26 protein-coding genes are annotated in these 24,080 nt (G+C 32.3%); 15 read left to right on the forward strand and 11 right to left on the reverse strand.

Annotated features, from left to right (window positions below):
* Positions 1–8 precede the first annotated feature (8 nt).
* From ACQY1Q_RS09125 to ACQY1Q_RS09170, 10 genes are all read left to right on the forward strand, one after another.
* On the forward strand, positions 9–1,325 hold the full coding sequence (locus ACQY1Q_RS09125; RefSeq protein ID WP_431005000.1) for a 4Fe-4S dicluster domain-containing protein: 1,317 nt from the start codon (positions 9–11) through the stop codon (positions 1,323–1,325).
* Positions 1,326–1,404: 79 nt separating this feature from the next.
* Positions 1,405–2,184, forward strand: coding sequence for a (Fe-S)-binding protein (locus ACQY1Q_RS09130; RefSeq protein ID WP_431005001.1), 780 nt, complete (start codon positions 1,405–1,407; stop codon positions 2,182–2,184).
* A gap of 105 nt (positions 2,185–2,289) precedes the next feature.
* Positions 2,290–2,691: a hypothetical protein gene (locus ACQY1Q_RS09135; RefSeq protein WP_431005002.1), complete on the forward strand. Its 402-nt coding sequence runs from the start codon at positions 2,290–2,292 to the stop codon at positions 2,689–2,691.
* Positions 2,692–2,778: 87 nt separating this feature from the next.
* Positions 2,779–3,726 carry a 1,4-dihydroxy-2-naphthoate octaprenyltransferase gene (gene menA, locus ACQY1Q_RS09140; RefSeq protein WP_431005003.1) on the forward strand — a complete coding sequence of 316 codons (948 nt, stop codon included), beginning with the start codon at positions 2,779–2,781 and terminating at the stop codon, positions 3,724–3,726.
* A 22-nt stretch (positions 3,727–3,748) separates the two neighbouring features.
* The gene (locus ACQY1Q_RS09145) at positions 3,749–4,561 is read left to right on the forward strand and encodes a DUF4349 domain-containing protein (RefSeq protein ID WP_431005004.1); all 813 of its coding nucleotides are present in this window, start codon (positions 3,749–3,751) and stop codon (positions 4,559–4,561) included.
* Between the two features lie 3 nt (positions 4,562–4,564).
* The gene (locus ACQY1Q_RS09150; RefSeq protein WP_431005005.1) at positions 4,565–5,242 is read left to right on the forward strand and encodes a metal-dependent hydrolase; all 678 of its coding nucleotides are present in this window, start codon (positions 4,565–4,567) and stop codon (positions 5,240–5,242) included.
* A 7-nt stretch (positions 5,243–5,249) separates the two neighbouring features.
* On the forward strand, positions 5,250–5,765 hold the full coding sequence (locus ACQY1Q_RS09155) for an SRPBCC family protein (protein ID WP_431005006.1): 516 nt from the start codon (positions 5,250–5,252) through the stop codon (positions 5,763–5,765).
* On the forward strand, positions 5,765–6,799 hold the full coding sequence (locus ACQY1Q_RS09160) for an o-succinylbenzoate synthase (protein WP_431005007.1): 1,035 nt from the start codon (positions 5,765–5,767) through the stop codon (positions 6,797–6,799). The genes ACQY1Q_RS09155 and ACQY1Q_RS09160 overlap by 1 nt, the downstream gene beginning before the upstream one ends.
* A gap of 22 nt (positions 6,800–6,821) precedes the next feature.
* Positions 6,822–7,790 (forward strand): lysostaphin resistance A-like protein, encoded by a 969-nt coding sequence (locus ACQY1Q_RS09165; RefSeq protein WP_431005008.1) that lies wholly within the window; start codon positions 6,822–6,824, stop codon positions 7,788–7,790.
* Positions 7,791–7,794: 4 nt separating this feature from the next.
* Positions 7,795–8,859, forward strand: coding sequence for an AMP-binding protein (locus ACQY1Q_RS09170; RefSeq protein ID WP_431005009.1), 1,065 nt, complete (start codon positions 7,795–7,797; stop codon positions 8,857–8,859).
* Between the two features lie 3 nt (positions 8,860–8,862).
* Here ACQY1Q_RS09170 and ACQY1Q_RS09175 read toward each other — a convergent pair whose 3' ends face one another.
* From ACQY1Q_RS09175 to ACQY1Q_RS09185, 3 genes are read right to left on the reverse strand one after another with little or no spacing between them, the layout of a single operon-like run.
* Positions 8,863–9,483 (reverse strand): YdeI/OmpD-associated family protein, encoded by a 621-nt coding sequence (locus ACQY1Q_RS09175; RefSeq protein WP_431005010.1) that lies wholly within the window; start codon positions 9,481–9,483, stop codon positions 8,863–8,865.
* A gap of 32 nt (positions 9,484–9,515) precedes the next feature.
* On the reverse strand, positions 9,516–10,388 hold the full coding sequence (locus ACQY1Q_RS09180; RefSeq protein WP_431005011.1) for an aldose 1-epimerase family protein: 873 nt from the start codon (positions 10,386–10,388) through the stop codon (positions 9,516–9,518).
* Between the two features lie 4 nt (positions 10,389–10,392).
* Positions 10,393–10,866 carry a nucleoside deaminase gene (locus ACQY1Q_RS09185; RefSeq protein WP_431005012.1) on the reverse strand — a complete coding sequence of 158 codons (474 nt, stop codon included), beginning with the start codon at positions 10,864–10,866 and terminating at the stop codon, positions 10,393–10,395.
* 226 nt (positions 10,867–11,092) lie between these two features.
* Between ACQY1Q_RS09185 and ACQY1Q_RS09190 the strand changes: the two genes are divergently transcribed.
* Positions 11,093–12,589 carry a hypothetical protein gene (locus ACQY1Q_RS09190; protein ID WP_431005013.1) on the forward strand — a complete coding sequence of 499 codons (1,497 nt, stop codon included), beginning with the start codon at positions 11,093–11,095 and terminating at the stop codon, positions 12,587–12,589.
* Positions 12,590–12,711: 122 nt separating this feature from the next.
* Here the strand turns inward: ACQY1Q_RS09190 and ACQY1Q_RS09195 are convergent, their stop codons facing one another.
* Both ACQY1Q_RS09195 and ACQY1Q_RS09200 read right to left on the reverse strand, forming a co-directional pair.
* The gene (locus ACQY1Q_RS09195; protein WP_431005014.1) at positions 12,712–13,866 is read right to left on the reverse strand and encodes an NAD(P)/FAD-dependent oxidoreductase; all 1,155 of its coding nucleotides are present in this window, start codon (positions 13,864–13,866) and stop codon (positions 12,712–12,714) included.
* 9 nt (positions 13,867–13,875) lie between these two features.
* Positions 13,876–17,064 carry a LodA/GoxA family CTQ-dependent oxidase gene (locus ACQY1Q_RS09200; protein ID WP_431005015.1) on the reverse strand — a complete coding sequence of 1,063 codons (3,189 nt, stop codon included), beginning with the start codon at positions 17,062–17,064 and terminating at the stop codon, positions 13,876–13,878.
* Positions 17,065–17,322: 258 nt separating this feature from the next.
* Here ACQY1Q_RS09200 and ACQY1Q_RS09205 point away from each other — a divergent pair, with 258 nt between their 5' ends.
* Both ACQY1Q_RS09205 and ACQY1Q_RS09210 read left to right on the forward strand, forming a co-directional pair.
* Positions 17,323–17,808, forward strand: coding sequence for a tetratricopeptide repeat protein (locus ACQY1Q_RS09205; RefSeq protein ID WP_431005016.1), 486 nt, complete (start codon positions 17,323–17,325; stop codon positions 17,806–17,808).
* Between the two features lie 2 nt (positions 17,809–17,810).
* On the forward strand, positions 17,811–18,599 hold the full coding sequence (locus ACQY1Q_RS09210; RefSeq protein ID WP_431005017.1) for a PhzF family phenazine biosynthesis protein: 789 nt from the start codon (positions 17,811–17,813) through the stop codon (positions 18,597–18,599).
* A 49-nt stretch (positions 18,600–18,648) separates the two neighbouring features.
* Here the strand turns inward: ACQY1Q_RS09210 and ACQY1Q_RS09215 are convergent, their stop codons facing one another.
* The 4 genes from ACQY1Q_RS09215 to sigZ form a co-directional block, all read right to left on the reverse strand.
* On the reverse strand, positions 18,649–19,200 hold the full coding sequence (locus ACQY1Q_RS09215) for an NADPH-dependent FMN reductase (protein WP_431005018.1): 552 nt from the start codon (positions 19,198–19,200) through the stop codon (positions 18,649–18,651).
* A 72-nt stretch (positions 19,201–19,272) separates the two neighbouring features.
* Complete coding sequence (gene fabV, locus ACQY1Q_RS09220) at positions 19,273–20,463, reverse strand: enoyl-ACP reductase FabV (protein ID WP_431005019.1); 1,191 nt, start codon at positions 20,461–20,463, stop codon at positions 19,273–19,275.
* Positions 20,464–20,602: 139 nt separating this feature from the next.
* Positions 20,603–21,490 carry a PhzF family phenazine biosynthesis protein gene (locus ACQY1Q_RS09225; protein ID WP_431005020.1) on the reverse strand — a complete coding sequence of 296 codons (888 nt, stop codon included), beginning with the start codon at positions 21,488–21,490 and terminating at the stop codon, positions 20,603–20,605.
* A gap of 65 nt (positions 21,491–21,555) precedes the next feature.
* Positions 21,556–22,086, reverse strand: coding sequence for an RNA polymerase sigma factor SigZ (sigZ, locus tag ACQY1Q_RS09230; protein WP_431005021.1), 531 nt, complete (start codon positions 22,084–22,086; stop codon positions 21,556–21,558).
* Positions 22,087–22,301: 215 nt separating this feature from the next.
* On the opposite strand from sigZ, the gene ACQY1Q_RS09235 reads away from it, so the two are divergent.
* A complete protein-coding gene (locus tag ACQY1Q_RS09235) occupies positions 22,302–22,742 on the forward strand; it encodes a hypothetical protein (protein WP_431005022.1) in 441 nt (146 codons plus the stop codon).
* Positions 22,732–22,941: a helix-turn-helix transcriptional regulator gene (locus tag ACQY1Q_RS09240; protein WP_431005023.1), complete on the forward strand. Its 210-nt coding sequence runs from the start codon at positions 22,732–22,734 to the stop codon at positions 22,939–22,941. Before ACQY1Q_RS09235 ends, ACQY1Q_RS09240 begins: the two co-directional genes overlap by 11 nt.
* A 96-nt stretch (positions 22,942–23,037) precedes the next feature.
* Here the strand turns inward: ACQY1Q_RS09240 and ACQY1Q_RS09245 are convergent, their stop codons facing one another.
* Both ACQY1Q_RS09245 and ACQY1Q_RS09250 read right to left on the reverse strand, forming a co-directional pair.
* Positions 23,038–23,433 carry a hypothetical protein gene (locus ACQY1Q_RS09245; RefSeq protein WP_431005024.1) on the reverse strand — a complete coding sequence of 132 codons (396 nt, stop codon included), beginning with the start codon at positions 23,431–23,433 and terminating at the stop codon, positions 23,038–23,040.
* A 42-nt stretch (positions 23,434–23,475) separates the two neighbouring features.
* Positions 23,476–24,021, reverse strand: a complete 546-nt coding sequence (locus tag ACQY1Q_RS09250) for a hypothetical protein (protein ID WP_431005025.1) — start codon at positions 24,019–24,021, stop codon at positions 23,476–23,478.
* Between the last annotated feature and the right edge of the window lie 59 nt (positions 24,022–24,080).

Raw genomic sequence — 24,080 nt, forward strand, 5'->3', positions numbered from 1 at the left:
AATAATACATGGAAAATTACACGCCAAACATCTTTTTTGCCTTTATTTTAGTCGCAGGTATAGGATATTTTGTAATGAATGTTCGAAAGTTGATTAGAAATATAAAATTAGGAAAAGATATTGATAGAACAGACAGAAAGCCGGAACGATGGAAAAATATGGCTAAAATTGCTTTAGGGCAATATAGAATGGTACGCCGTCCGGTTTCAGGAGCTTTACATATTATCGTTTATGTAGGTTTCTTAATTATCAATATAGAAATGTTAGAGATAGTTATTGATGGTTTATTAGGAACTCACAGAGTTTTTCAAAAACCGCTTGGTGACGGATTGTATGGTTTCTTAATAGGTACTTTTGAAATATTAGCAATAATGGTTTTTATTGCAGTAACTGTATTTTGGTTCCGTAGAAATGTTGAAAAAGTAAAACGTTTTTGGAACAAGGAAATGCAAGGATGGCCAAAAAATGATGGAAATATCATTTTATATTTTGAAATGGTTTTAATGTCGTTGTTCTTACTTATGAACGCCACCGACGTAACCTTTCAAAATTCAGGAGCCGGAAATGTAATTTCACAGTTTATCGCTCCGTGGTTTAGCAACTTCTCTCATGAAGAACTTCATATGATTGAAAAAGTAGCATGGTGGTTACATATTGTAGGAATTTTAATTTTCTTAAACTATTTATACTACTCTAAACACTTACATATTTTATTAGCGTTCCCTAATACATTTTTTGCAAACTTAAAACCTAAAGGTCAGTTTACAAATGTAGCTGCAGTTACCAATGAAGTAAAAATGATGATGGATCCGGATGCAGATCCTTATGCAATGCCGGAAGAAAGTGAAAATGAAAGTGAACCTGAAAAGTTCGGAGCTTCAGATGTAATGGATTTAAACTGGGTACAGTTAATGAATGCTTATACTTGTACAGAATGTGGAAGATGTACCTCTTCATGTCCGGCTAACTTAACAGGGAAAGAATTATCTCCTAGAGCTATCATGATGAAAACTCGTGACAGATTGGAAGAAGTTGGTAAAAATATAGATGCTAACAAAGGAACATTTGTGCCGGACGGAAAACAGTTATTAGACGATTACATTACAAGAGAAGAATTATGGGCTTGTACTACCTGTAATGCCTGCGTTCAGGAATGTCCGGTAAATATTGATCCTTTATCAATCATTATGGAAATGCGTCGCTATTTAGTAATGGAAGAATCAGCAGCTCCGCAAGAGTTAAATATGATGATGACCAATATAGAAAATAACGGAGCTCCTTGGCAATATAGTCAAATGGACAGATTGAATTGGAAAGACGAATAAAAAGAATTATTAATTCTAATTATGAATTGTGAAGAGCTATAGAACTCATAATTCATAATTTTAAAATATAAAATTAATTATGAACGTACCAACAATGGCAGATATGATGGCTCAAGGAAAACAACCGGAAGTGTTGTTTTGGGTAGGAGCTGCAGGAAGTTACGACGATAGAGCAAAAAAAATAACCAGAGCATTTGTAAAAATATTACAACAAGCAAATGTAGATTTTGCTGTATTGGGTACCGAAGAAAGTTCAACAGGAGATGCTGCAAAAAGAGCAGGAAATGAATTTTTGTTTCAAATGCAGGCTATGACTAATATTGAAGTGCTAAATACTTATGAGGTAAAAACAATTGTAACTTGTGATCCGCATTCATTTAATACCTTAAAAAATGAGTACCCTGGTTTGGGTGGTGCTTATGAAGTATATCATCATACACAATACATAAACAAATTAATCAAAGAAGGTCGTTTAACAATTGAAGGTGAAAATTTAAAAAATAAAAGAGTAACCTATCATGATCCTTGTTATTTAGGTAGAGCTAATGATGTATATGAAACTCCAAGAGATTTAATTAGGCGTTTAGGAGTGAAAATGACAGAAATGAAACGTCATAAATCAACAGCATTATGTTGTGGAGCAGGTGGTGCTCAAATGTTTAAAGAGCCTGAAAAAGGAAATAAAGACATAAATGTATTAAGAACGGAAGATGCACTGGAAACAAATCCACAAGTTATAGCAACCGGATGCCCTTATTGTAATACAATGATGACAGATGGAGTTAAATTTAAAGAAAAGGAAGATCAGATTGAAGTAAAAGATATAGCTGAATTAATTGCAGAAGCTAATAATCTTTAACAAAATAGCATAAAGTTTTCTTAAAAGCGTATTGCCTGGGCAGTACGCTTTTTTTATGGTATTAAATTTGCGAGTTAAAATATAATTCAAATTAATTTATTATATATGAAATACGTATACACCCTTCTGTGTTTTGTATTATTAATATCATGTAATGATACAGAATTTTCGCTCAGTGGAAACGGAGCAATTTCAACCATAACCTTTAATGTTACCAGTACAAGTGCTAATAAAAGTGCTAAAATAAGAACCGTTTTTATTGAATCTGGTTTTTTTAAGTTTGATAATACGGTTGATACAGGTTTACCTTATAATAAAGCTTACAGTGCGGTAATTAATTTTGCGGCAAGTTTAGGTTTTGATTATGAAGATAAAACAACCGGAACCTTTAACAACTATACAATAACTGTAGAAATACTAAGAAATAACATCTTAGTTGAAAAAAGAGATTTTTTAATAGATGTTTCCGGAAAAAAAGTAAATTTAGATGTAATGATCAATAAATAAATCGAATATTATATTACAACAAAAGGAAAGCATTGCTTTCCTTTTTTTATGCACAAATATTTATCTTTGAAACTTTATATTATCTAAATGAAAAACTACATAAAAGCAGCACGTTTACGTACATTACCATTATCAGTATCCGGTATTATTGTAGGTGCATTCTTAGGGTTAAACGATTCTCTTTTTAAAATAACTTCTGAACAATTTAATATTGCGGTAAGTATAGGAAAGAATAATATACTGGAAACTCCCATTTTTTGGTTGGCAATTATAACAACTATCGGTTTTCAAGTATTGTCAAACTTTGCTAATGATTACGGGGATGGAATAAAAGGAACAGATGAAAATAGAACGGGAGAAGCACGTATGGTTTCATCTGGGGCTATAACACCTGCTCAAATGAAGAGAGCTATGATCATTACAGCCGTTTTTACCATACTGGTGGCATTGTTTCTTATTTATACAGCATTTGGTAAAGATAATTTTATGTATTCTGTGCTATTCTTTATTTTAGGAATAGCCTCTATAGTTGCAGCCATAAAATATACAGTAGGAAAATCCGCTTATGGTTATAGTGGCTTTGGAGATGTATTCGTGTTTGTGTTTTTTGGGTTGTTAGCTGTAGTTGGAACTTATTTTTTATATACTAAACAGTTAGAATTTACTGTCTTTTTACCGGCATTTACCGTAGGCTTGTTAAGTACAGCTGTCTTGAACTTAAATAATATGAGAGATAGGGAAAATGATGCTAAATCCGGAAAAAATACATTAGTGGTAAAAATAGGAAGTGAGTTTGCTAAATATTATCATTATTATTTAATAGGAGCCTCTTTCTTATTTGCTTTATTATATACAGTAATACATTATAAAACACCGTATCAATTTCTATTTATTATAGCATACATTCCTTTAGTAAAACACCTGCTTTTTGTAATGAAAAATAAAGAGGAAGCCTTATTGGATGGTGAGCTTAAAAAAGTAGCGTTAAGCACCTTTTTATTTGCAATACTTTTTGGAATAGGGCAAGTTTTGTAACTTGTAACAAAAAGAGAAAATTATGAAATATATTATCAGGTTATTTTTAGCATTAGTTCTTATAGGATGTAAAGAACGAGCTTCTTTAGGGTATGGCCGTTCAGAAACTATATCAGATGAGGTAACGTATCAAGCAAACTCTTCAGTATTAAATGAAGAAGAAGATACAGATAAAAGTATAACTGAACGAAAATTAATAAAAAACGGAACCCTAGAATTTGAGGTAGAAGATTTAAGTAAAGCAAGAGAAAAAATACTAAAAACAGTAACTGATGTTAAAGGATATATTTCTTCAGATGAGGAAGCAACATCATCTTACAGAAGTAGTAATTATTTAACCATACGAATACCGGCAAATAATTTTGATAACTTTTTGAATACTATTTTAAATGGAGTAGAAAAGTTTGATCAAAAGAAAATAACTGTTAACGATGTTACAGAGCAGTATTTAGATGTTGAAACAAGACTAAAAAATAAAAGAATACTAGAAGAAAAATATCGTGAAATTTTAAAAAAAGCAAAAAGCGTTAAAGAAATACTTGAGGTAGAAAAAGAATTGAGCGCCATAAGAGAAGAAATTGAAGCAGCCGAAGGAAAACTAAAATACCTTCAAAATCAAGTGTCTTTTTCTACCGTTTATATAACTATTTATAAAGAATTATCGAGCCAAGATAGTTTTATGAGTAATATAGGAAACGGTTTTAAAAATGGAGTAGAAAACTTAAAAATGGCAGCCGTTTTTTTAGTGAATATATGGCCTTTTTTAATACTCCTTATCTTACTTCTTTATTGGTTCAAAAAGAAAAAGCAAAAAAAATCAACAACAAATAACTAATCAATGAAAATTACATTTTACGGTCATGCTTGTTTTGGTATTGAAGTTAACGGAACACATATAGTAATAGACCCTTTTATTACAGGAAATCCTAAAGCATCGCATATACAATTAAATACTCTTAAAGCAGATTACATATTACTTACCCACGCACACCAAGATCATGTGTTAGATGTAGAAGTATTGGCAGCAAGAACTGGAGCAACCATTATTTCAAATTATGAAATAGTAATGTATTACGGAGCTAAAAATTTTAAGGGACACCCTGTAAATCATGGAGGAACTTTTAAAACCAATACATTTTCTGCAAAATATGTAAACGCAGTTCATACATCTTCATTTGCTGATGGTTCTTATGGTGGCCAACCAGGTGGATTTGTACTAACAGCAGGTGAAAAGTCATTATATATATCCGGAGATACTGCTGTTACTATGGATATGAAACTTATTCCAATGACTACCCGGTTAACAGCTTCAATTTTTCCAATAGGAGATAATTTTACCATGGGAGTTAAAGATGCTATAATAGCTAGTGATTTTGTTGAATGTAATACCGTAATAGGATGTCATTTTAATACATTTCCCCCAATTGAAATAGATATAAAAGAAGCGAAAAAATTATTCTCAGATACAAATAAAGAATTAATCCTGCTAGAAATAGGAACATCAATTACATTATAAAAAATACATGAAAACAGTAAAAATTATTTTAGGAGTTATTATAGCTTTATCAGTAGTGTTTTTCGCGACAGGATTAATTATTCAAGAATTAAACTATACGTCAAAAGTAACTATTGATAAACCTGTAGAAGAAGTATTTTCATTGTTTAATAATGATGAAAACTTGCCTAAATGGATTCCTGAAATAAAATCAGTAAAGTCAATACAAAAACAAGAAGGTGTAGTAGGAAGTACTTATGCTGTAGCAGTTGAAAGTCAAGGACAAGAAATTATATTAGAAGAAAAAATAATGGCTTACGAACCTAATAAAAATATCAAGTTGTTTTTTAAAGGAGGAGGCATGTTAAAAACAGATGATTATCACTTTGAATCTGAAAATCAAAAAACAACAATAACGCTCATAACTCAATGCAAAAGCAGTAGTTTTATTTTAGGCTGTATGCTGCCGTATGTAAAAGGAAAATTAGCCGCACAAGATCAACAATATCTTACTAATTTTAAACAATTTGCTGAAAAAAACTAATGATAAAAGCTACTTATAAACAATACAATCTAGAATTTAAACAAGCAAGTGGTACTTCAAGAGGAGTTTTAAAAACAAAAGAAACCTGGTTTTTAATGCTGGAAAAAGAAGGAAAGCAAGGTATAGGAGAGTGTGGATTGTTTAGAGGATTAAGTGTAGATGACAGACCTGACTACGAAGAAAAAATACAATGGGCTTGTTGCCATATTCATTTAGGATTAGAAACCCTTTTGCAAGAATTGTTAGAGTTTCCTTCTATTCAATTTGGATTAGAACAAGCATTTTTATCATTAGAAAGTAATGATACGTTTGTATTATTCCCATCAGCATTTACTCAAAAGCAGGCGCCAATAGCTATAAACGGATTGATATGGATGGGAGATAAAGTATTTATGCAGCAACAAATAAAAGATAAACTGCAACAAGGCTTTTCAACCATAAAAATGAAAATCGGAGCTATTGACTTTGAAACAGAATTACAGTTACTGAAATCTATCAGGAATGAATTTTCAGCAAAAGAAATTGAATTACGGGTAGATGCCAACGGAGCGTTTTCACCTATTAATGCTATGGATAAATTGCAACGGTTGTCAGAATTAGAATTACATTCTATAGAACAACCTATAAAACAAGGGCAATGGCAAGAAATGGCTATATTGTGTGAAAAAACACCTTTACCTATTGCGTTGGATGAAGAATTGATAGGAGTCTTTAAAAAAGAAGAAAAACAAAAATGTATTTCAACCATTCAACCACAATACATTATACTAAAACCAAGTTTGGTTGGAGGATATAAAGGAAGTAATGAATGGATTGAGATAGCTAATAATTATAACGTAGGAAACTGGATAACCAGTGCTTTAGAAAGTAATATAGGGTTAAATGCTATTGCACAATGGACGTATACACTCAACAATCCTTTACCTCAAGGTTTAGGAACCGGTAGTTTATTTACCAATAATATTGAAAGTCCGTTGCAAGTAATTCAAGGGAAATTAGAATATGCTCTTAATAAACAATGGGGTAAATTATAAATTTGATTAAAAGTAGTATTATATGAATTTTATACAGCAAGCTTATAAAGGAAAAAATGAATGGTATTTATATGCCTTGGTATGTTTTATGGTTTTCTTTGGTTGGCAACTTTTAGGGGTTATTCCATTAGGAATTACCGCTGTAATGCACTCAAAAGATATGGATGAGCTAGCAAGAGCAGCAGAAGAAAACTTTATGACACTAGGAATTAATAGCAACCTGTTTTTATTTTTAATGATACTTATGTTTGCAATAGGATTGCTGTTTTTGTTCATGGGAGTTAAATTTGTGCATAAACGAGCGGTAAAAACAGTAGTAACCAGTAGAAAAAATATAGATTGGAAACGTTTCTGGTTTGGATTTATTTCGTGGGGATTTATTTCTGTTTTGGTTATAGGAGCAGGAATTTTAATAGAACCGGAAAGTTATGTATGGAATTTTAAACCAGTTCCTTTTTTTACATTATTAGTAATATCCTTTTTATTTTTACCGATACAAACCAGCTTTGAAGAATTGTTGTTTCGAGGGTATTTTATGCAAGGTTTAGGAATTCTGGTAAAAAACCGATGGTTTCCATTAGTAATTACCTCAGTAGCTTTTGGTTTATTACACGGCGCAAACCCTGAGGTAGAAAAATTAGGCGCTATTTCAATGGTGTTTTATATTGGTACCGGGTTCTTTTTTGGCATCATAACTTTAATGGATGAAGGAACTGAATTAGCTTTAGGTTTGCATGCAATTAATAATATTGTTGCCGCCTTTTTTGTAACGACAGATTGGACAGTTTTTCAAACAGATGCCTTATTTGTTGATACTTCAGAACCTTCTGTAGGAATAGAAATGTTTTTACCTGTTTTTGTTTTATATCCATTGTTGTTATTTATTTTTTCAAAAAAATATGGATGGGAAAGTTGGAAAGAAAAACTGTTGGGCAGCATTACAAAACCAATTCATGAAGATACAGTAGAAGAAATTACAGGTATATCTTAATACAATGAATATTCACCCAGCTTTTAGATTAAATAATCAATCTTTTTCAACGGTAGAGGAACTGTTAAATTACACTAAAACTTTTTCAAAAGAAGTGTATACATTCTTCTTAGATTGGTTTAATAAAGAAGATTATGTGATAGTGCATACTTCCGGATCTACAGGAAAACCGAAACCTATATCGCTTAAAAAAGCCTATATGGAAAATTCGGCTAAGGCAACCGGAGTTTTTTTTAATTTAAAAGAAAATACAACCGCATTAGTATGTATGTCTACTAACTACATTGCAGGAAAAATGATGCTGGTAAGAGCTTTAGTATTAGGGTGGCATATTGATATAGTTGAACCAAGTTCAAATCCTCTTGAAAATCTTGAAAAAATATACGATTTCTCAGCAATGGTCCCCATGCAATTACAAGCAAGTTTAGGAGAGTTACATAAAGTAAAAAAGTTAATTGTAGGAGGTGGCGTGGTTGCTTTTGATTTGATAAAAAAAATTCAACAAGTTTCTACACATATTTATGCTACTTACGGCATGACTGAAACCATTACACATATAGCAGTAAAAAAACTCAATTACTTTGAAGCGTCAGAAAAAGAGCAAGCATTATATACAACCTTACCGGAAGTTTATATAGAACAAGATTCCAGAAATTGCTTAGTAATAAATGCTCCTAAGGTTTCAGAAGAAAAAATAATCACAAACGATATTGTTAATTTAATTTCAGAAAAAGAATTTGAATGGTTAGGGCGTTTTGATCATGTAATTAATTCAGGAGGCGTTAAATTACATCCGGAGTTGATTGAAGAAAAGTTGGAAGCTATTCTAACAACCCGATTTTTCGTAGCAGGTGTTTCAGATGCTATTTTAGGAGAAAAGTTAATAGTAGTTATAGAAGGAAATGAATCAGATAAAAGTAGGGCAGAAATAACAAGGAAAATAAAAGGATTATCACGATTAAGTGCTTATGAAAAGCCAAAAGAAATCTTATTTGTTCCAAAATTCATAGAAACAGAAACCGGGAAAATTCAAAGACAAAAAACACTCAAATTAATTAAGAAACACTAAAAATTATCGGTCATGTAATCCCTTACCCGCAAAAATGGAAGGAATATGTTTTTCTATTCTGCTAAGTCTGGTTTTTGATTGTTTGGGTTGAGAAAAATAAAGAATATATCCTCGCTGACGCCCCGGAGTTAATTGCTCAAAAGCTAATTTAAAATCAGGAAGTTCATTAAATTTAACTACTAATTCATTAGGTAAAGACTCAGGCTCCTTTTTAAAATCAACAGTTAACCCTTGTTTTTCTATTTCAATTGCACTGAAAATATACTCTTTTAAAATTGAAGTTGATTCAACAATTTTTTGAGGATTAGTAAAGCGTAATTGTCGTACCGATTGAGAGTTTTTTCCGGGAGCTACTAAAATTTTATATGGATCGTCTAATAAACTTCCTTTAAAAAAAGAAAGAGTAGCATATTCTTTAAAAGCAGTTACCATAACTACGTTTTTTCCTTGAAAAGTATAACAAGGTTGCGACCATTTTAAAGTTTCTTCTAAACCACAATTAAGAACAAGGTCTCTAAGTAATTTTAACTCACGCGTCCAAGTATGTACTTTACATTGAGGTGTTTCAAAGTAGGAGCAACGACCGCAACCATTTTTTAAGTAAGAATCGACTTCTGAAATCATAGGAGTAAGATACAAATAAATATTTCTAACTCTTAAAAAAACTCCAATATGTACTTATTTGTATAAGTAGTAGCCACCTCAAGTTTTAGTATGCCTGTTTTTGTTTCATATATTTGGTTAGTATCCTCTTGATCGGCAATTCCCATCCAAGGTTCAAAACAAATAAAAGGGGCTTGTCCCTTTTGAGTCCAAAAAGCTAAGTATTTCCAGTTAGGAATATGCATATGAATTCCATGATTATGTTGGTGTGATTTTAAAGAAACGGTAGAAGATTGAATTCCTTCAAACATCATGGCATCATTATCAAATAAATCATGTGAAAGTTGAATCTGTTTACCTAGAGATACTTTTTTAGTTTGAGAGGTTCTAAATCCGGTTTTAGGATTTAAGAAATGTTGTGTCGGATTTTCATCAACTTCAAACTCAATATAGTAATCATTAAAATTAGTGTTGGTAACTAAAGGACAGTTAAAAGCAGGATGCGCACCTATTGAAAAATAAATAGAGGAATCATCAGTATTAATTACAGTATAAGAAACCAATAGTTGATTTTTATTCAATTCATAACTTATCTGTAAGGTAAATTTATAAGGATACACCGCTAATGTTTCTTTAGTATGTTGCAGCTCAAAAACTACCGAATGTGCATTTTGATGCGTAACGGTAAAAACTAAATCTCTGGCAAAACCATGTTGAGGTAACGTATATTCCTGCTCATTTACCAAATATGTATTATTTATTAACTTACCAACAATAGGAAATAAAATAGGAGCGTGGCGCTTCCAAAAACTAGCGTCACCACTCCATAAATAGTCAATATTTGTTTGCTTTGAATATATTTTTGTTAACTCAGCACCCAAAGGCTGTATATGAGTAGATATATATTCGTTTTCTAAAATAACCATAAGCTTAGTATTCTATTTTGTCTTCTTTTTCCGTCCACTTTTGAAAAGGCTCTAAGGCAATTTCTCTTCCCAATTGTTCAAAAGGAATACTTCTTTTTTCATACGGAAGCGGTATTTCTTTATAAATAAAAGCATCATCAAAACCAATATTGGCAGCATCTTGTTGGTTACTACCGTAGTACACTTTATCAGGACGAGCCCAGTAAATTGCACCTAAACACATAGGGCAAGGTTCACATGAAGTATAGACAATGCAACCATCCAATTGAAAAGAACCTAAATTTTTGCAAGCATCACGAATGGCAGTAACTTCAGCATGAGCCGTAGGATCATTGGTAGAGGTAACTTTATTATTTCCTTTTCCAACAATTATCCCGTCTTTAACAACAATACACCCAAACGGGCCTCCTTCATTGTTTTGCATTCCTTTTAAAGCTGCCTTTACAGCTTCACTCATAAATTCTTCGTGTGTATTCATTTTTTTTGTTTTTAAAGATAAAAAAAAGCCTGCAAAAGTAATTGTTTTTTCTAAAAAGGATCCCTTAAATACTAGCAACTTTAAGCTAGGTGAAATTTAGAGTTTACACTTGAAACGAAAAAGGACGATTTTATAACTTGAATTTTGATATTCATGACATTTTTTTAACAATTATATTGTTAAATTTTTCATTTTTGTTTTTAAGAATCAACAAAACTAACTTACCATGAAAAAACCTTTTAGATTAATTATGAGCACCTTACTCATTATAGGTGTTGCTTCTTTAAACTCTTGTAAAAAGAAGGAAAAAGAAACAGAAAAAAAAGAAGAAGCGGTAGCTTACAATGCTAAAGTAGATAGCAGTTTATGTATGAGTGATTGGTTTCCTCATGCAAAAACACCACCGCCGGCAGAAGGAAAAGGAAGTCCTTTTGACACAATAAGTACCACCAATGCTATTTTTCATCAATGGTCATGGCAAAAATTTTTATGGGCAACTAAGCCAACAGTAGAAGTAACATTAATTCCTATTATAACTCAAGGAGAACCAACTCCTATTGTAATTAAAACAAAATTACCTTTGTTTTTAAACCCTGAAAGAATGCATCAGGTTACTTCACATTTACAAAAAGTTGAACCAAAAGAAGGTGCTGCGGTAGTATTAACAGATACTTTACAAGCCGGATCAAGCGGGGTTTTAAAAACCAATCCTGCGTATAATAAAAACAATGTGTCAGAAACTGTTTTTTATTCAATACACATCAGCCCTACAATGCAAAAAGCAGCAGAAAAATATAAAGATTCTTTAGCTAGCGGTGCATTAGCAAAAAATAACTTAGCTACTTTCCCGGTAGGTTCATTAGAACTAAAAGTATCGTGGGTAGCTAAAAGTGCCATACCGGAAGATAAAATAGCTAATTATTATACTACGGTTGCAGCAATTAGTAGAGATGGTAAAAATTATACTAATACAGAAGTAGCCTTATTAGGAATGCACGTAGTTGGAGTGGTAGAAAATCACCCGGAATTTATTTGGGCTACTTTTGAACATGATGAATTAGCTCCTAATTATAACTGGAAAGAAAATAAAGCAAGTTCATCTACCAATAAATTATTATTTGCTGAAGGAACTACTATAGGAATTGATGGTATTACTTGGAGTAATGGAAGTGCTAAGGAAAAATACAGAGCATATGACTTGTTTAAGTTTGGAGTACCAAGAGACAGTACAGGAAATTTTATGAAAACAAGTCAGGAAGAATCTGTAAATTTTGATAATATCCAAAACATTAACGACTGTGTAAAAAAGAATTTAAAAGATGTTTGGAATCATTATTTCTATAATGGATCTCTTTGGATAGATACTGATGGATTAAATTCAAAAAAACAAGCAGAATTGTTGGTTAAATTAAATGATTCTTTAAGTGATTCAAAACCGGGAGCACATACCAGAGGTTCTGTAAACTGTGCTAATGTTACTATGGAAACATATACACAAACATTTAAAAGTAGTCTTTCTGAAATTAATGCAGGTAATTTAGCGAATTGTTTTAGTTGCCATAATACCGTAAACTTTTCTACAGGAAATCCTACGTCACCGTTATATTTAAGTCATGCGTTTAATGCTTATATAGAAAGATCGGAAGGAAAAACATTTAATGAAGTGGAGCTTTTAAAAGCTAAGCAAGAGGTTGAAGAGTTTATGAAAAACAAATTAAAGTAAGTTGACATAAACGAAAATAGTTATAAGATTGATATATAGCTAAAAACCTCCCTGCTGAAAACAAGTAAGCAGGGAGGTTTATTAATGAAAAAAATATGCGGTTAGCTATATTTATATAGTAGTTAAATGACTTTAGAGAATTGATGCCTTCTAAGCCAAAAAGGAGACTCTTGCCAGCGAGTTTCTACGCTGTAAAAAATATTTTTATGCTTTAGGTAATGTTTCCAAACAGCTTCTATTTGCTCTGAATAGGCATGATTAAAATCTTCTATTTTAGAAGGATCAAGAGTGTTTATAAAATTAAAATTCATTAATAACTCTTTTACCTGCACAGCACAAGCCATAGCATTAAACATTCCTTGTGATGATAAAGGATCAAAACTAATAGCAGCATCTCCTAAAGCAATCCATTGTTTACCAGCTACTTGGTTTAAACGAGTTGAATTAGCACTTACAGCACCATGAAAATTAATGGTATTAATAGCTGTTTTTTTTACTAATTGATGCATAATAGTGTTGGTATTAATAAGTTCTAAAAAGTTTTCCGTAGTTTTAAATGTACTGCGTGCAACTAAATCTGCATCGGTTTGAAAAGAAAGTATTCTTTTGTTACCGGGAACCACGGCGCTATACCACCAACCTAATTGCTCAGAAACTATAGTACTCATGGTATTAACTTCTGTATTAGGAAAGCTCATCCAGCAGGACACTAATTTATCATAATGCGTTCTTGTGATCCCTAAAGTACGTGTAAAATGGCTATTTCTTCCTGTAGCATCGATAACAAAAGAAGCTGTGATGCAGTAGGTATTTCTGTTTTTTACGGTGTTAGATTTAAAAATAACTTCCCAACCATTTTTAGTATAAGAGCTATTGTGAAGTTTTGCTCCCCAAATACAAGAAACCCCTCTTTTTTCTGCTACTTTTCTTAAATAACGCTCAAATTTTTGCCGGTCTAAACTACGAGAAAAACCGTCAGGATTTCGTAAATGATCTACAAAATGAACTTGATTACTTCCCCAATAGGATTGCATACCTAAATTAGGATGAAATAATTGTTGTTGTAACCATTCAGGTTCATCTTCTAAAAGGTGTAATTGGCGTAAGATACGTTGAGCAGCCGGAGCTAATGACTCGCCAACACGCTCAACAGGTTCTTCTAATTTATCAATAAGCGTTACCTGAAAGTGTTCAGCTAAAGAAATGGCAGCAATGCAACCTGCAATGCCGCCACCTATAATAAGTATCTCAGTTATGTGAACTGGTTTGTTTAACATACCCAAAAATTATTTTGGCATGTATCTTGAAAAACGAGTCATCTTTTCAGGAATACCCACTTCCACTCTTTTAGGAGCAGTTTCCTGGTGAGATTTTGATTGTTGTATCGTGTGTAATTTTGAAGCGATAAGATGTATCGTATTGGTAACATTACTAGTATCTTTAAAATCATTGATTAATTCACTATCAACTAAGGTTAACAATTCGTCTTTAGCACTTTCTAATAAAAACTGTTCATTTAATAAGTTATCATGTGATAATTTTTCAACTGCAGTATGCAGTACTTTTTGTGTACTTTCCTGTACATTCTTATTTCTATTTAAAACGTGTTCTAAATCATGTAAGGTAGCCTTTAATAAAGCAGCCTCTTGTTCCGGAGTAGGAGTAATTCCTACTTGCATTTCATTCGGGAAATTAGGATCATTAGGAACCCCCGGACGTTTTTGAACCACCGCCAGTTTATCAAAATACTTAATCATACTGTTAATTTGATTGGTATAGGTAGGTGCTTGACCGTCTAAAGGTAAATTGTCTAACCAGTCCGATCTGAAATTAAAAGCTTGAATTCTCGTTTCTTCTGATAAGTTAGTATCCATAGTTTGTTGGTAACGTTTTTCGTTGAGCACATTATTAGGTACTCTTGCCGGCCAGAAAGTAGGTAAATACGGATCGTATGCACTGGTGTATCCATCTCTACAACTTGCAGTATCTGTTTGCCAAGGAATAGCCATCCAACGAGTAATTCCGCCGGCAACCTGACCTCCTAAAATGGGACCTCTGGCTAATGGTAATACATCATTATTCATAATAGGACCATAGTATACAGTATTGGCAGGCGGAGTTTTTGGAGCATGTTTAATGCGGAAAGGAGCCATATACATTCCTGAAGAACGCATAGGCCAAGTCATTTCGCAACCCGGATGGAAAGCATCAGCCAAACAAAATTCCATAGCAGCTTTAGTAAGCATGTCCGGTTGTTCTGCTAAGGGAAGCTCATCTAGGGTTGGAGTCTTTGGCGTGTGAGGGCACCCTGTCATATCCACATAATCAGCTTCAAAATCACCTTTTACCCATTGATCTAAAAACTCTAATTGAAGTTCTGATAAGGTAGCATGTTGACGTACAGATCCTGTAGAAGGGATACTAATAGCATCACCATACAACCAAGGCCATAATTGTGGAGCTTCGGCACCGGAAACATCAAAACGTCTAAAATTATTAGAAATCGTTCTACGCATTTCCATATAAGCAGGTGACGGATTTCCCAATCTTTTAATCCATTCTACAGATGTATAATTAAATTGACCTCCCCAACCAAAGGCTCCTGCAAAACCGGCATTTACCCATTGTAAATCAGTCATTCTTTGAAAAATTGGTAAGATATCTTTCGTAAAAGATGGGCGAGCTGGGCGCACTAACATTCCTGATTTTACAGCTACGTCACGCATTAAATCCCACATAGTACGTACAGACTTCTGCATAGGAGCATAATCAGGCGGAGCGCAAATTACCCAAGCCGGATCTACTTTCAGTTTGGTGCCGTTGTATTCAACTTCGGCAGTAACCGGACCGTCGGAAATATCATCATGCCAACCTTCATTATTAGCAAAAGTAATAGCAATATCACCATTAATATTTTCTGATTTACCAAAACCTCCTAACATAAGTAAACGCCCTTTTTCATCGGTACGCATTTCACCTAAATACACTTTTTTAGATAAAAATTCTCCTTCAAAAAATGGTCCTTCATGAATATTAACTCCTGTAACAGACTTAGCACCACCGTCTATTAATAAAGAACTTCTGTCTTTTACATCAATATTACGAAGCATAGAAGGCGGAGTGTCTGCAGCTTCCGGAATGTCTAAAGCAATATTAAACTGGTACCATGACGATTTTTGATTTGCTAAATGACAATGCCAGGTAATAGAAGCATTTTCAGCAGTTAACTCTTTAACAGCTTTACCGGCAGCATTAAAGCCGTAAATTCTGAATTGAGCTGCTTGTCTTTTTAAAGCTCCTGTTTTATCTCTGTAGGCATAAGGATCAGCTTGAGGTTCCGGATTGTCTATTAACGGACCTATAAAATAGTCTGTTTTACTATTACCTACTCTCATAACCCCGATAGGAGGGTAGATGCCCGCTTTAACAATACAGTCGCTATTTTCGTCTGTATTCCCTACAAAACCGGGATTTATTTCTTTAGGCTCTTGTAATTGTTGTCCGTTTGCTTGGTGTCTGGCTTCTGCACTAGCAGCATACACAACTTTACGAGCTTGTGCAATAGAACCTAAAGGCTCATGTTCAGGAAGGGTTCTCCATATATTGAAAGCTAAATTGCTTCCAAATCCTGCTTGACCAATACTAGAAACATCTTGTTGAGGTAAATGTAATTTGGCAATGCATATATATGGACTTTCTTCTGTACTCCATACCACTTGAGCATTGTCTAAAGGCATGGTGGCATCATTAGTTCTTAGCTGAATCTCAAAGCGGAAAGTAGCTGCGTTTTTTAATAAACGTTGTTGTAAGTCAATAGCTAAGTAATTTTTATCATCAAATGGAGTTCCTTCATAAGTATCTTCAGGTACCAAACGATATTTTACAATCTGGGTATTCCCTAATTTAAATGGAAGTATAGCCCAGTAGCTAGCACTTAAAACGCTGGCTTCTTCTTTAGTCATTGCTTGTAAAATAGCGGCTAATTCCGGATGTTTATCAATATACGAATTGTAATCTCTATCAATAACTCCGGCAGTTGTAAAGCTGCACATTTGTTGAGCATCCCTAGCAAAAAAACGATCGATATTTTGGAAAATAAAATCGGCATTAGTACCTTCTCCTAGTAATTTAGGTCCTTCAACTCCAAAAAGCTTAAGGCCTACACCTAAAGTTGAATGTAAGTCAGGGGAGGTAGGTGTCGTATCACTTGAAAATCGTACGGCACATTCGTAAGTGTCACCGGCAAAAATTCCGATTTTAAACTTTTCGTTAATGTCTTTGTTTATAACAAACTTTCCGTAAGCAATACCATGTTGTTTTCTAAAAACAGCTCTTTCGGCTGGTTGTTGACCGTTTTCAATTCTGGTTTTTTGTCCCATTTCTACAAACATCTCTTTAAGACGTTGTGTAACAACGGTAATGTCTCCATCACAGTTCCAGCATGAGGCAGACTTTTCGTGTAAAGGTTTTGTCATTTTTTTTGGTTAGTTTTTGGTTGATATTTTTTAGAGGTATGTACTATTTCATACTCAGTTGCTTAAAGATACTTTAAAAAATAGGATTTTAAAAGCAGTATCCTTAAACGTTTTGTTTTTGAGTACAGAAGTGTATTATGTTATGATCTTTTATTATGTGTATTTTTGTGAAAAGCTATTAAAGATATTTTTTGGTGAGCTGTTACGTGGAATCATTTAAAAAATGATTTTGAATTTTAAAACCAACGAATAAGAAATATGAGAGAAAAATTAACAAGAGCAATAGCATTAAGAAGTAGTAAAAGCTATGCAGAATCAGAAGTGTTATTAAAAGAATTGATAGAAGAATATCCGAATGAAGGGCAACTTTATTATCATTATGCTTGGCTTTGTGATAATATGGAAAGAGAAACAGAAGCTCGTCCGAAATATGAAAAAGCCCTTGAGTTAGGTTTAGAAGATGAAGATTTGATAGGTTGTTACTTAGGATTGGGAAGTACTTATCGATGTATAGGAGAATATGAAAAATCAATACATCTTTTTGACAAAGCTATTCAAGAATTTCCGTTGAATAATGAGTATAAAGTTTTTAAAGCAATGGCATTGTACAATGTAAATAAGCATAAAGAAGCAATGAATTTATTGTTACATGTTGTTGCGACTACGAGTTCTGATAAAGGAGTTCAAGAGTATCGAAAAGCAATTGAATATTATGCAGATAAACTAGATAAAAAATTTAATTAATTATGAAGTTACCCTTATTTCAGATAGATGCTTTTACAGATAAAATTTTTGGAGGTAACCCGGCTTGTGTTGTTCCGTTACAAAATTGGTTGCCGGATGAAATTCTTTTAAAAATAGCTAAAGAAAATGCTGTAGCAGAAACCGCTTTTTTTGTTGATAAAGGAGAGAAAATACATTTAAGGTGGTTTACTCCGGAAATAGAAATGGATTTATGTGGCCATGCAACCTTAGCAACAGCTCATTGTTTACATTCAATTTTAAATGATCCTCGTAAGGAGATAATATTTGAAACATTGAGTGGAGATTTAATTATCACAATTCAAAATGATTTCTATTTTATGGATTTTCCATCCAGAATGCCCGTTGCTTCAGAATTACCTTTACTAATTCAACAATCATTAAATATACAACCTAAAGAAGTATTTAAATCAAGAGATTATGTTTTGGTTTATGATTCTGAGGAGGTAATAAGAAATGTGAAAATAGATAGACAAACTTTTGATCAAATTAATCTTGATCCTGGTGGCGTAGTTATTACTTCTGTAGGAAATAACAGTGATTTTGTATCGAGATATTTTACTCCTCAATCCTCTATTTTGGAAGATCCTGTTACCGGTTCTTCTCATTGTTCATTAATCCCTTTTTGGAGTTCCAGATTAAATAAAAACCATCTTGATGCCATACAAGTTTCTGAAAGAACAGGGGTGTTAAAATGTCAAAATAAAAAAGATAGAGTAATTGTTGGAGGAAAAGCTAAAACCTATGCTGTCGGTAATTTATGGATAGAGTAGTTGCTTTTAGCATTATAACTTGTAATTACCAAATTTCACAATTGATTAGTTATTCATATGTGGGGCAGTCTTTTTGGGTTATTTCTTTAAAAGATCTAATAAACTCAATTAGTTCTTTTTTTGTTTTTTCATCAATGATGTCTCCGTCTTTAGCAACTTTACCTTTAATTCCGGAAATTAATAGAGTGGTATTCTCTGTAAATTGAGCCTGTATCGTATTCATAATTAATTTTAGCTCTTCATGAGCTTTTTTTCCACTTGATGAAGCAGTAATGAGTCCGGTTGGTTTATCTGAAAATACGGTAGTAGATACACACCATTCAATCATGTTTTTTAGCCCGCTAGGAATACTAAATACATACTCCGGAGTAGAGATGATGACTCCGTCTGCATTGAGAATTTTATTTCTAAAATCAATAATTTTTTCAGGAATGTTTTCGTCCGTTAATTCAGTTCTAAAATGAGGAAATTCAGTTAAATCTTCAATAATTTCAATATCAAGTTCTGATTTTTCAGATGTGGCAATGTATTGTAAAATGGAAAGGTTACCGGAATTTTTGCTGGCACTTCCGCAAATTCCGATTATTTTTATTTTGGTCATTCCTTTTTTTATTGGTAAATAACGGATAAGTATATAGCTAGAATACTATAATACTTATCCGTAGTAAGTAATTTATACTAATCCTTCAATAGGAATATTTTCATTTACATCTTCTAAATAGTTAATGCCTTCAAAACCGAAACCAAATAAGTTTAAAAAGTCAGATTTATATCCCGGTAAATCACCAATATTCGGAAGAGTATCAGTATCTGCCTGAGCCCATAATTGAGTAATTTTATCTTGAACATCTTCTCTCATTTCCCAATCATCTATTCTAATACGCTCTTTTTCATCTAACAAAATAGCCTCATTTGTATAAAGACGTTCTCTGAATAAACGATCTATTTGTTCAATACATCCTTCATGTATTCCTTTTTCCTTCATGGTTTTATACAATAAAGAAATGTATAAAGGAATAACAGGAATTGCTGAGCTAGCCTGAGTAACTAAAGCTTTATTTACAGAAACATAAGCTTTTCCGTTAATGGATTTAAGTAGAGAAGTTATGTCAAAAGCTGTAGCTTCAAGATGATCTTTAGCTTTACCAATAGTTCCTTTTCTATAAACAGCTTCTGTAACTTGAGGACCGATGTAAGAATAAGCAAGAGTCATGGCATTTTCAGAAAGTACATTGGCTTCTAAAAGAGCTTCCATCCACATTTTCCAATCTTCGCCCCCCATTACTTTTACAGTGTTGTCAATTTCTGAATCAGCACAAGGCTCAATAGTAATGGTACTAACATTGCCTGTATGAAAATCTACGGTTTTATTAGAAAACGTTTGCCCTATAGGTTTTAATACAGATCTGTGAGTTATTCCGGTTTTAGGGTCAGTTCTAACCGGTGATGCCAAACTATAAATAACCAAGTCAATTTTACCTAAATCATTTTTTATTACCTCAATGGTTTTGGTTTTAATTTCATCGGAAAAAGCATCTCCATTAATACTTTTTGCATACAAACCGGCATTAAGCGCTTCTTTTTGAAAGGCTGCGCTGTTATACCATCCCGGTGAGGCAGTTTTTCCTTCAGAAGGCGCTTTTTCAAAGAAAACGCCAATAGTTGAAGCATTGGCTCCAAAAGCACTCACAATTCTTGAGGCAAGTCCAAACCCTGTAGAGGCTCCGATAACTAATACATTTTTAGGACCAGTGATAGCTCCTTTATTTTTAGTATACTCAATTTGATTTATTACGTTTTTTTTACATCCGGTTGGGTGTGATGTCAAACAAATAAACCCTCTCATTCGTGGTTCTATAATCATTTTTTATAATCTTTTTTAGTTTTTTTATGTAAAACAATGATAACTATTAAGTTAGAATTGTCTTGTTTAAACACCCAATTTAGTAAATACAAATTGAATAGAAAACTTGTAAAGAATTATATAATACAATCTATTGATTTTAAAGAGTAATATCAAAACATAATTGGTCTTTTAAAACTCCTTTACCGCCGGCCATAAGACTCGTAATTTTAGTATCTTCTACTTGTAAGTCAACTATAATACGGCTTTTAGAAGGTGGTTTCATAAATTTACCTTGTTGTATGTTGAACCTACTTTTCTTTATATTTAAAACATCGTATAAATAACAAGCGAGTGGTCCTGCAGCCATTCCGGTTCCTGACTCTTCTATAATACCATAACGAGGGCCAAACATTCTTGTAGTAGCATCAAGTTCTTCAATTTCAGTATCTGTTGTAAAAACATAGTATCCAATTAAGTCAAGTTCTTCACTAATTTTATTGATACAATTGTAATCAGGTTTTAATAAGGCTAGGTCTAAACTTGATTTAAGAGGAATGATTACAAAAGAGTTTCCGGTATTTACTAATTTAATAGGGGAATGCTCTGCAAGTTGATTTTTATTAAGACCTAAAGAATGTAAGATAAACTCTTCTTTATCTTTTACATTGGTGTATTTAGGAGCTGTTTGTTCCATAAAAGCCAACTCGTCAATAAGTTTGATTTTTCGATTACCATCAATAGTTTCTTTCGAAGATTCGTTTTTTGCAAGCAATCCAAGTTGTTTCATATAAGAAAAGGTAGCAATTGTAGCATGTCCGCAATGAGCTATTTGTTTTGTAGGTGTAAAAAAATCTAGCTTGTAATCAGCAATTTGAGAACCGGAAACAAAGGCAGTTTCAGACAGTCCTACTTTTCGTGCAATTTCAAGTTTATTCTCATTCGATAAATCATCTGCATTTAGTACAACACCCGCTGGATTACCTCCTTGGTTATGTTCTGTAAAAGCATTAAGTATTTGTACAGTTACTGTCAATTTTTTGTCCATTTGTAATAATTTTAAATGATTTAACTTATGGACGTAAGAAGTTTAAAAAAGACGAAATAAAATAGTTATTCTTCTAGAAAGTCGATTATTTTTCCTGAATTATCCGATGCTACATTTGGGCAGTTTAGTATGTCTTTTTTAAGAATGTTTCGTGCTTTTTGTACTCTTGATTTAGCTCCTGAATACGATAGTTGTAGATGTTCAGCTAACTGTTTTTGAGAAAAGTTTTTTAAATACGTTAAAACAATAGCTTCTTTGTACTCATCAGAAAGGTTGTTTATTTTTCCGTTAATGCATTCAGAAAGTTTGGAATACTCAAAATCCTGATGTTCATCTTCACCTAAATTCAAGTTTTCTGTCAGAGCACTGTTATTTTTCTTTTTTCTGTAATAGTCAATTAGAGTATTACGAGTTATTTGATACGCCCAAGAAGTGAGTTTTGATGGTTGTTGAAGCTGATGAATATTGGTTTGTATTTTTATAAAAACCTCCTGCAAAATATCTTTTGCTACTTCTTTTTCCTTTACTTTTAAAAGAATAAAGTAGAAAAGTTCTTCATTTAAGTCAATCCAAATTTCTTCAATTTTGTGCTGCATGATATTTTTAATTATTGAAAGAGTTTGCTTAACTACCGATTATAACTGTAAAGTTAGTCTTTTTCAATTAACTATATGTTGTGTATTTTTTTTATGATTTAACTTTTTGTATATGAGTAGAATATCGATTAGTGTGATTTTTTATAAAAAAATTTGGTTATTTAAAAATGTAAAGCTAGCTTTACGTAAAGTAAACTTTACAAAATAATATAATTATGCTAAAACTTTTACCACATCAATTCAAAAAAATAGGAGCAATTATAGCTCCTCTTGGTTTTTTCTTATGGATTTCCATGCAAGTTGGATGGATATCTGAACTATGTTATTTTATGGGCATAAAAGATCCTAAACCCATAAACATAACTACAGCAGTTATAGGCTTTTTTTCTTTTTTATTTGGTACCTATGCTTTAACTTTTTCAAAAGAAAAAGTTGAAGATGAGTTAATTAGAAGTATTCGTTTAGAATCATTTCAATTTTCAGCTTTATTACAAATTGTGTTTCTTATTTTAGGTTTAATCTTGATAGGTGTAATTCCTCCGGGAGATGGAGGTTTGACCCTCTTTTTTATAGTAGCAATATTTATTTTTTGGATTACTTATATTATTCGTTTTAATTACATTGTTCACATAGGAATATATAAGAATGAAAAATAATGTCAAAGTTGAAAGAAAGGCAAAAAGATTAACACAAGAAGCTCTTGCCGAATTGTTAAGTGTATCAAGACAAACGGTTATTTATATAGAAACCGGACGTTACGTTCCGTCAACAGTGTTGTCTCTTAAAATTGCTAAGTTTTTAGAGAAAAGTGTTGAAGAACTTTTTGAATTAGAAAAGAGTGATTTTGAGTCCTAATTTATATTACCTCATAAAAACAATATAAGTGTGTAGTGAATGTACTATAACAAAAAGTATTGATAAACTGATATATACCAGTGAAAGGTGAGGGAATTAAAAAAAAGCCTTGTTGCCTATTAAGCCAATACCTACAAAGAATAATATAGTGGTATAGGCCGGAGCCATAAAACCAATTAAACTCTGACTCCAACTAGAGTCAGGGTTTATAATTACAAGTAACCAAGAAGAAAAATATAAAATGATTCCCAGTATATACATACTAAAACCAATCTTTTGTAAGTTGGTTTTTAACGACAAAATCATAAATACCGGAAGTATAAAAAGGATAAGCCGTATTCCGTTTTCACTATACTTAATAATTAAAGGAATATGGTTGTTAAAACTATCAGCTCTGTACTTTTTAGGTAAGTAGTTAATAAGTGCAACATTCCAAAGTATAAGAGGAATTAAAAGGAGAAAACAGTTAGCTAAATAATTTTTGGTTTTCATGGTTATAATTGTTGCTGATTGTTTTTAAGAAATGCTTCGTTTTTATCCGTCATACCCAAACCATTGGTTCAAACACTTTACTTCTTTTGAAGGAATTTCTTTGAATTTATTATTCTTTAGATCTATTTTCCATACATTCAAAATATGATCTGTATCAAAGTATTCTTTTTCCTGATTATTGACTAAACCAAAAATAAATTCTCCATTATTACCCTCATTAATTAACTCACATTCTGAAAGTTCAGAGAATAGTTTTGAACTGTCGGCAGTTACTTCAACCTTATCAAGAATTTTAAAATTGGGCATTGAAGTATCTGTTTCTATAATTTGTTCTAAAACTAACACTTGTAAATTGTCTTTTTGAATGTAAACAAGAGCTTTATCTGTTCCGTCTAAAATCATTCCAAGAACTTTAGTAAAACCTTTATACTCATTCAAGTCTGTTATATCTTGATAGACCAATTGATCAACTTTTTCTTGTTTAGGTGTGGCGGGTGTTACCTCAATTACCTCAGGTTTATCTTTTACTTTATTGCAAGAAATTAGGATATACAGAGCAATAAGCAGTAATTCCATTTTTGTTTTCATATTCTTTAATTTTTTGTTGTCGTTTTGACATAAAAGTAAAACAATTGTATTTATTTTCA

The sequence above is a fragment of the Tenacibaculum sp. TC6 genome (assembly GCF_050606265.1).
Lineage (GTDB): Bacteria > Bacteroidota > Bacteroidia > Flavobacteriales > Flavobacteriaceae > Polaribacter.